Annotated in this window: 8 protein-coding genes; 4 read left to right on the top strand and 4 right to left on the bottom strand. The window is 71.7% G+C overall.

Annotated features, from left to right (window positions below):
- Positions 1-882: 882 nt before the first annotated feature.
- Positions 883-1,467, top strand: coding sequence for a nuclease-related domain-containing protein (locus K4G59_RS19075; protein ID WP_231252646.1), 585 nt, complete (start codon positions 883-885; stop codon positions 1,465-1,467).
- A gap of 77 nt (positions 1,468-1,544) precedes the next feature.
- Here the strand turns inward: K4G59_RS19075 and K4G59_RS19070 are convergent, their stop codons facing one another.
- Positions 1,545-1,937 (bottom strand): hypothetical protein, encoded by a 393-nt coding sequence (locus K4G59_RS19070; RefSeq protein ID WP_231252645.1) that lies wholly within the window; start codon positions 1,935-1,937, stop codon positions 1,545-1,547.
- A gap of 152 nt (positions 1,938-2,089) precedes the next feature.
- Here K4G59_RS19070 and K4G59_RS19065 point away from each other — a divergent pair, with 152 nt between their 5' ends.
- The 3 genes from K4G59_RS19065 (at position 2,090) to K4G59_RS19055 (ending at position 4,938) form a co-directional block, all read left to right on the top strand.
- Positions 2,090-2,734 carry a response regulator gene (locus tag K4G59_RS19065; RefSeq protein ID WP_231252644.1) on the top strand — a complete coding sequence of 215 codons (645 nt, stop codon included), beginning with the start codon at positions 2,090-2,092 and terminating at the stop codon, positions 2,732-2,734.
- Positions 2,731-4,491 carry a sensor histidine kinase gene (locus K4G59_RS19060; RefSeq protein WP_231252643.1) on the top strand — a complete coding sequence of 587 codons (1,761 nt, stop codon included), beginning with the start codon at positions 2,731-2,733 and terminating at the stop codon, positions 4,489-4,491. The genes K4G59_RS19065 and K4G59_RS19060 overlap by 4 nt, the downstream gene beginning before the upstream one ends.
- A gap of 222 nt (positions 4,492-4,713) precedes the next feature.
- Positions 4,714-4,938, top strand: a complete 225-nt coding sequence (locus K4G59_RS19055) for a hypothetical protein (RefSeq protein WP_231252642.1) — start codon at positions 4,714-4,716, stop codon at positions 4,936-4,938.
- A 97-nt stretch (positions 4,939-5,035) separates the two neighbouring features.
- Here the strand turns inward: K4G59_RS19055 and K4G59_RS19050 are convergent, their stop codons facing one another.
- From K4G59_RS19050 to K4G59_RS19040, 3 genes are read right to left on the bottom strand one after another with little or no spacing between them, the layout of a single operon-like run.
- Positions 5,036-5,854 carry a cobalt-precorrin-4/precorrin-4 C(11)-methyltransferase gene (locus K4G59_RS19050; protein ID WP_231252641.1) on the bottom strand — a complete coding sequence of 273 codons (819 nt, stop codon included), beginning with the start codon at positions 5,852-5,854 and terminating at the stop codon, positions 5,036-5,038.
- Positions 5,851-7,389, bottom strand: a complete 1,539-nt coding sequence (locus tag K4G59_RS19045; RefSeq protein WP_231252640.1) for a precorrin-2 C(20)-methyltransferase — start codon at positions 7,387-7,389, stop codon at positions 5,851-5,853. The genes K4G59_RS19050 and K4G59_RS19045 overlap by 4 nt, the downstream gene beginning before the upstream one ends.
- Positions 7,386-8,048 carry a precorrin-8X methylmutase gene (locus K4G59_RS19040; protein ID WP_231252639.1) on the bottom strand — a complete coding sequence of 221 codons (663 nt, stop codon included), beginning with the start codon at positions 8,046-8,048 and terminating at the stop codon, positions 7,386-7,388. Before K4G59_RS19040 ends, K4G59_RS19045 begins: the two co-directional genes overlap by 4 nt.
- Positions 8,049-8,054: the final 6 nt, after the last annotated feature.

Raw genomic sequence — 8,054 nt, 5'->3', positions numbered from 1 at the left:
GGGCTGCAGACCGATAGTGAGCCACACCAGAAAAGCCGGTGGGCAGCCGCTTGGAGAGCTGCTCGCCGATCACCTGGACCGAGTCTGGCCAGACGTCGGTCCTACCGGAATCGTCTAGTAGCCGCCTGACGGCGTGAATATCTCGACACGAGACCAACCCGGAACGCCGCTTAAGTCGTGCGCCCACGCTCCCAAGGAGCGGGGCGGCTCCGAGACCTGGATGTCAGGTGCCAGGATCGACATTCGCCGCACCAGTATGAGCCGGTCGGCACCTTGCGTTCACGGCCTTGGCCTTCGAACTGAATGGCGCGAAGTGCGCGTTCGGCGGACCACCGGTTGACGTATCGAATCTTGGAGCAACGGGGCATCGCGACGTTCCTCAGGTCGCGTGCGCCACTGGTTAAGTCCAGCCCGTCACGATGACGTCGCGGTTATGCCGCTAAGCCCGGTTCGGAGCATGTGTGTCTCCGGATGACTCCGGAAAGATAGCGCTTGGGCGCCATCTGACGCCAGAGACACGTGTGCGGCCATCCGTCGTGAGCCGGGCTGCCGCACGAACGAGGGCGTGGCCCTGGGCAGAGGCGTCGACCTCCGCCAATGAGGGTCGGGGAGCCGGGTTCACCCGAAGCGCCACGGTGCGGGCGTGCCTCGGTTTGAATTGAGCCTCACGCCTTCGCCGGAGCTGCCATGTCAAAGCACCATCCCTACTCGCGCCTGGAGTTCAGGCGACGGCTCAAGGCCTGGCTCTTTCGCAACCTGAGACTAGTCGGAGGCCTGACTGCTGGGTTGCTTGCATCAGTCGCCTTTGCGGCCAGTCTTCTGATAGCCACGGCCCCTGATTCTCGCCTGACGTGGTGGTTGCTGGGGGCAACACCGACCGCGATGACTGCGGCATACCTGCACCTCCTCCACACGGCATTCATGGCGCATGACTCGGAAGCGATCTGGCACGTGCGAGGCGCTTGGGGAGAGGACAACACCCGCGACGAGTTGCGACGCGCCAAGCGCAAGAAGCTCGTGTGGGGCTGGATAGACAGCCTCGGACTACAGGTTGGCGACATCGATCATCTAGTCGTGACCCGTAGAGGTGGGTTGGTGGCGGTGGACTCGAAGTGGCGGAGCCGCATTGATGACAAGGCGGACATGGCACGCGCGGCGCAGAAAGTGCGTCTACGGGCGGAAGCTTTGACTCGCGACTTCCTGAAGGGCGACTCACGAGGGAGCCGACGCGCGAAGGTGAATCCGTTGAGTGTCACCTCGGTTGTCGTCCTGTGGGGACCTGCGCAGCGCGGCGTCCCACGCGGGGCGAACGTTGACGGGATCGAGTTCATCGCAGGTCGAGACTTCGTGGCCTGGCTGCAGCGGCTCGACGGCGAGCAGGTCGACAAGGCGGCAGCGGATGACATCGTGCGGAAGCTGGAGGAGCGGCGCGCATCTGTGCAGGCTTCCCGAGCTGCGCCCGCCTAACAGACGGTCCTTGCCGGAGTGAGCGGCTAGGCCACCGCCGCCGGACCCCACGGCCCGGCGGCATACAGAGGAAGCGCTCAGCTGCGCTTCCCCGGCGAGAAGATCAGCACCGTGAACACGACTGTCAGCAGGACCCCCGCAGCGACGAGGACCTTGATGCCGGCAGAGACGTCGACGAAGAATGCCGGCAGCGAGGTCAGGGTCACGATGATCATGCTCGCGGCGGTGAGGCGGGCGGCCGGTCGGCTGCCGGTGCGCCATGCCATGACCCCGGCGCCGAGAGCGACCGCTGCGAGGACCGTACAGGCCCAGAGGATCGCCATCGGCGGGCCGGTCTCGCCCTCGGGCACGGGGGTGAAGGCGCTGGGCAGATTGACGAGCGCGTAGGCCATGGCCAGGCCGAGGCCGACCTTGTTCTTGGTGCTCCAGGGAGCGCGAGTGGTGGTGTCGGCGGGTGCGGTGGTGGTCATCAGAAGCTCCTTGCGAGGTGGTGGTGCTTCCAGAGTCGTCGCGCGCCCAGCGGACGGGATCGGCGTACGCTCCCGATCATCAGGGAGGAATCCCGGCTCGGGTAGGAGCAGGATCCCGGGTCACGGACCCTCGCAGGCAGGACGATGTGCTCATGGCCCCGATCCGCGTCGTACTCGTCGACGACCACCCGGTCGTGCTCGGCGGACTGCGCGCGCTGCTCGACTCGCTGCCGGACTTCGAGGTGGTGGGCACGGCGACGGACGGCGAGGCCGGCGTACGCGAAGTGGTGCTGACCAAGCCCGACGTCGTGCTCATGGACATCCGGATGCCTGGCATCGACGGGCTCGAGGCCACGCGCCGGATCCGGGAGAGCGCCAGCGGGGTGGCGGTGCTGGTGCTGACCATGTTCGACGACGACGACACGGTCTTCGGGGCGATGCGCGCGGGCGCGCAGGGCTACCTGCTCAAGGGGGCCGACCAGGCCGAGATCGACCGCGCGATCCGGGCCGTCGTCGCGGGCGAGGCGATCTTCAGCCCCGGCGTTGCGCAGCGGGTGCTTGGCTACTTCGCGGCACCGCCCTCGGTCGCCGACCCGTTCCCCGAGCTCACGGCCCGCGAGCGGGAGGTCCTCGACCTGATGGCCGCCGGCGAGCGCAACCAGGTGATCGCCGACCGGCTCTTCCTCTCGCCGAAGACCGTGGCCAACCACATCTCCTCGATCTTCGTGAAGCTCGCCGTCGCCGACCGGTCGGCCGCCATCGTGCGCGCGCGGCGGGGAGGGCTGGGCGGGTCATGACCGCCGTCCTCGCTGCCACGGCCTTCCTCGGTGTCGTGACGACGGCGTCGGGGTGGTTCGTCCGGCAGAGCGGCCGGGCGCAGTGGTCCGCCGCCTGCCTCGTGCTCGGCGGCGTCGCGCTCATCCTCGGATGCGCGGTCGTCGTGCTCGACCTCGACGGCGCCGCCTCCCCGGTCCTCCGCCTGGCCGGCTGCCTGCTGCTGCCGCTGGCCGTGCTGGCATACCCCCGTCTCGCCTGGCGCGAGCCGGTCTCCTTCGTGCTGCTCGTGGTCGTCGTCGCCGCCGGCGTGCTGGGCGTCGCGTGGGAGGAGTCGTTCGAGCTGATGGGGTTCGTCCTCGTGGGCGCGCTCCTGGTCCACGTGTGGTGGGCGCTCGAGCGGGGGGACGCCGAGGACCGCCGCGCGCTGGCGTGGAGCTCGCTGGCGTGGATCGGCGCGGCGCTGGCGGCCGGGTTCGTGGCCTTCCTCAGCGAGTCGATGGGCACCACCACCGCCCCGGCCCTCGACGCTGCCTACGTCGCGTTGCTCGCCGTCGGACCGGTGGCGATGGTCGTCGGCGTCGTGCGCCCCGAGGTGGTCGACGTACGCGGTCTGGTGACGCGGGCCGTCGTCGCGGCGACCGTCCTGATCGTCTACGTCGCCGTCGCGGTCGGGCTCACCTCGACCGTCGAGCAGGTCAGCGGCCGACCGCTGGAGCCGGCGCCGACGGTCGTCTTGTGCGCGGTGCTGGCCTTCGGCGTGCGACCCCTGCAGGTGCTGCTGCGCGGCGTTGTCGACGAGCTGCTCTTCGGTGACCGGCCCGACCCGCTGGCGGCGGCGACGTCACTGGCCGACCGGATCGGCGACGACCCGGCGCTCGCGCTGTCCGCCGTGCGCGAGGCGCTCGTCCTGCCGTACGCCAGCATCCGCTCGGGCGGGGAGGTGCTGGCGTCGTCGGGGGCCGAGGTGACGCACACGCGGGTGCTGCCGCTGCGGCTCGGCGAGGACGAGGTGGGGGAGGTGGTTGTCGGGCTGCGGGCGGGCGACCTCGGGCTGTCCCGCGCCGACGAGGACGTGCTGCGCATCGTGGCCCCGCTGCTGGCACAGACGCTGCGCGCGCGGCAGATGAGCGCGGACCTCCAGCGGTCGCGGGAGGCGGTCGTGGCCGCCGTCGAGGAGGAACGCCGCCGGCTGCGGCGCGACCTGCACGACGGGCTCGGGCCGACGCTCAGCGGCGTGGCCTTCGCGACCGACGCTGCGCGCAACCAGGTGCGGTCCGATCCGGACAGGGCCGACGAGCTGCTGGTGCAGCTGCGGTCAGACACCGCGCACGCGATCACCGAGATCCGGCGCCTGGTGGAGGGGCTGCGGCCCCCCGCGCTCGACCAGCTCGGTTTCGAGGGGGCGGTCCGGCAGCACGCGTCGACGCTGCACTCGTCGGCCGGCCTGCCGCTGCCGGTCTCCGTCTCGGTGCCGTCCGCGCTGCCCGCGCTGTCCGCGGCGACGGAGGTGGCGGCGTACCGCATCGCCGTCGAGGCGCTGACCAACGTCGCCCGCCACGCCTCCGCCACGTGTGCGTCTGTCTCGTTGGAGGTCGGGGACCGCGGGCTCGTGCTGAGGGTGCGCGACGACGGCGGAGCCGGCGGCGCCTGGACCCCGGGCGTCGGGATCGCGTCGATGCGCGAGCGCGCGCTGCAGGTCGGCGGGACGCTCACGGCGTACGCCACCGACGCCGGCGGGGTGGTCGAGGCGTCGCTGCCGCTGGGGCTCGCGGAATGACTCGACGGCCGACGGCACGTGCTCAACCGCCGAACGCCGCCCTCAGGTCGAACCAGGTCGTCTCGTCCGTCGTCGGTGCCACCGTGATCTCAGCGAGCAGCCACTCGAGGCCCTCGAGCTCGAAGCCCGTCAGCGGGCGAACTGTTGGGTCGCGCGGGCACCTTCCTGGAGCTGGCGCAGACACGCGGCGCAGAAGGTCGCGCGCGTCTAGTGTCCGGAGGCATGGAGGACCTTGTGCTTCGCGTCCGTCTCGTCAGCGGCGACACCATGGATGTCACGTACGACGACCGCGCGGGAGCGAGCGAGGGCGAGGTCATCGATCACGTCGTCACGACGCTGTCGGAGGATTCCGGCGTGCTGCGCTGTCGGCACGGCGGCCGACTTCTCGTGCTGTACGCGCGGGGCGTGGCGACCGTCGAGGTCGCGCCCCGTGGGGCCGTTCTCTGACCGTCTGGCCCCTGGCCAGCCTTGGTCTCACCGTGTGCCCGCTCGCGCTCGACTGCGTAAGCGAGCACCCTCGGGCACACGGTGAGCAGGTCTAGGTCTACTCCGCGTCTCGGGTCCGCACAACCATGGTTGAACGCGCCACTTCTTCCATCCCGTCCGACCCCTGCGCGTCAGCGATTCCCTGACGCGTTCGCTCGCGTGTGTAGAGCCACGACTCACCACCGTCGCGCGCCAGCGCCCACCCCACGAGGATCACTGCGGCCTGCCGGAGCCCAGCCTCCTCGACCCGGTCGGCGATGTCCGCGAGCGTCCCGCGGAGCACGAGCTCGTCCGGCTGGGACGCCCGGTGGACGACGACCACTGGGCAGCCGGCGCCGTACTCCTCGACGAGCTCCTCCGCCAGCGAGCGGGTCCTCGTGATCGCGAGGTGCAGCACCAGCGTCGCGCGGGTCGCGGCGAAGGCGGCGAGCGACTCGGTCTCCGGCATCGCGGTGGAGCGGGCCTGCGTCCTGGTCAGCACGACGCTCTGCGCGACCAGCGGGACGGTGAGCTCGCGGCCGACGACGGCTGCCGCGGCGGCGTACGCCGGGACTCCCGGGCACACGTCCCACTCCACCCCGGCCGCGTCGAGGCGAGCGGTCTGCTCGGCGAGGGCGGAGTAGAGCGACGGGTCGCCGGAGGTGAGGCGTACGACCTCGCGTCCCTCCGCTGCCGCGGTGACCATCACGTCGGTGATCTGGTCGAGGTCGAGTGCCTGGGTGTCGACCTGGCGGGCTCCCGCGCAATGGGTGAGGACCTCGGCGTCGAGGTAGGTCCCCGGGTAGAGCACGACGTCGGCCGCCGCCAGCAGTGACGCCGCGCGCAGGGTGATCAGGTCGGCCGCGCCGGGGCCGGCGCCGACGAAGTGGACGGTCACTCCACGAACCTCGGCGTCCACACCTGACCGGACGCGGTCACGGTGGTCGACGAGGCGCCGACGATCAGCAGGCACTTCATGTCCACCGTGTCGGCCTCGAGCTCGACGAGGGTGGTCACCGTCAGCGACTCCTCGGCGCGGCCCACGTCGCGGCCGATCACGACGACCGTGTCGGGGCTGCGGTGCGCGAGGAACAGCTTCTGGAGGTCGGCGACCTGGGTGGTCCGGCTGCGCGACGCGGGGTTGTAGACCGCGAGCACCAGGTCGGCCTCGGCGATCGCGTGCAGGCGCCGCTCGATCACCGGCCACGGCTTGAGCCTGTCGCTCAGCGACACGACCGCGAAGTCCGCGCCGATCGGGGCGCCCGCCCTGGCGGCGACAGCCTGCACGGCGCTGACGCCGGGCAGGACCTCGACGGGTACGTCGGGGTAGTCGGCCGCGGCCTCGAACACCGCGCTCGCCATCCCGAAGACCCCCGCGTCGCCCCCGGAGACGACCGCCACCCGGTGTCCCTGCTGGGCGAGGTCCAGCGCGAGCCGGGCGCGGTCGACCTCGACGGTGTTGCCGGAGGCGTGGCGGGTGAGGCCCTCGCGCTGGGGGACGCGGTTGACGTAGGGGGCGTAGCCGACGACGTGGTCGACGTGGGCGAGGGCAGCTCGTGCCTCCGCGGTGAGCCAGGCGTCGGGGCCGGGGCCGAGGCCGACGACCTGGAGGGGCGTTGGTTTCGTGACGGGACCTCGTCCCTCCTCAACCAGCGGCGAGTGCGTGCCTTCCTCGACCGGCGATGGATGGCCCCTCCTGCCGCCGGGGTCCTCGGACAGCGAGTCGCCGGGGACGACGATCAGCGAGAAGTACGGCACCGACGCGGGGTCGACGTCCACCACGGGCATCCAGCGCTCGGCGGGCATCGACGCGCGCTCGACGTACAACGCGTGCTCGAGGCGCCCGGCCTGGCGCAGGGCCTCGACCACGCCGGAGAAGCGGCGGCCGAGCTTCATGATGATCGCGCCGTCGGTGTCGGCGAGGCGGCGCGCGAGCTCGGGGACGTCGAGAGTGCCGGGCAGCACGGTCAGCACGTCGGTCTGCCGCACGAGCGGCGAGGCGAGGACGGCGGTGGCGGCGGCGAAGGCGGGCACGCCCGGGACGACCTCGGTCTCGAAGCGCGGGGCGAGCCGGTCGTGGAGGTACATGAACGATCCGTAGAACAGCGGGTCGCCCTCGGCCAGCACCACGACCGTACGGCCCTGCTCGAGGTGGACGCTCAGGCGCGAGGCGCACTCCTCGTAGAACTCGGCCATCGCGCCGGCGTACCCGCCCGGGTGCGCGGTCGGGCCGGTCGTGACGGGGTAGCGGAGCTCCTCCTCGATCGCCGTGCCCGGGATGAGGTCGGCGGCGATCCGGCGGGCGTTGGACTGCTTGCCGACGCCGGCGTGGAAGGCGATCACGTCGGCGCCGCGGATCAGCCGCGCGGCCTTGAGGGTGACCAGCTCGGGGTCGCCGGGGCCGAGGCCGACCCCGTACAGCCGGCCGGTCACTCCCGCTCCTGGGCCAGCGCGTTGAGGGCGGAGGCGGCCATCGCCGAACCGCCGCGGCGGCCGCGGACGGTGAGGTAGGGGATGTCGAGGCCTTGCCGGGCGACCTCCTCGAGCGCCTGCTTGGACTCGGCGGCGCCGATGAAGCCGACCGGGACGCCGACGATCGCGGCCGGTCGCGGCGCGCCGTCGAGCAGCATCTCGAGCAGGTGGAACAGCGCGGTCGGGGCGTTGCCGATCGCGACGACGGACCCTTGGAGCCGGTCCTCCAGCAGCGACAGAGCGGCCGCCGAGCGGGTGGTGGCCATCAGCACCGCGAGGTCGGGCGTACGCCGGTCGCGTAGCGCGCAGAGCACCTCGTTGTCGCGGGGGAGGCGGGCGCGGGTGACTCCCGAGGCGACCATGTGGGCGTCGGTGACGATCGGCGCGCCGGCCTCGAGCGCCTCGCGGGCGGCGCTGACCAGGCGGGGGTGGATCACCAGGTCATCGGTCAGGTCGGTCTGACCGGTGCCGTGGACCATGCGCACGGCGACGCGCTCGGCGTCGGCCGGCAGGTGGTCGAAGCGGGCCTCGCGGCGGATCGTCGCGAAGGACTCGTCGTAGATGGCGGACCCGTGGGTGATGTAGTCGTAGCGACGGGTCGGTCGGGCAAGCAGGCTCATCACGGC

The organism is Nocardioides furvisabuli, assembly GCF_021083185.1.
GTDB classification, from domain to species: Bacteria; Actinomycetota; Actinomycetes; order Propionibacteriales; family Nocardioidaceae; genus Nocardioides; species Nocardioides furvisabuli.
Note: the sequence above shows the minus strand (reverse complement) of the source record. Positions and strands in the feature narration are given on the sequence as shown.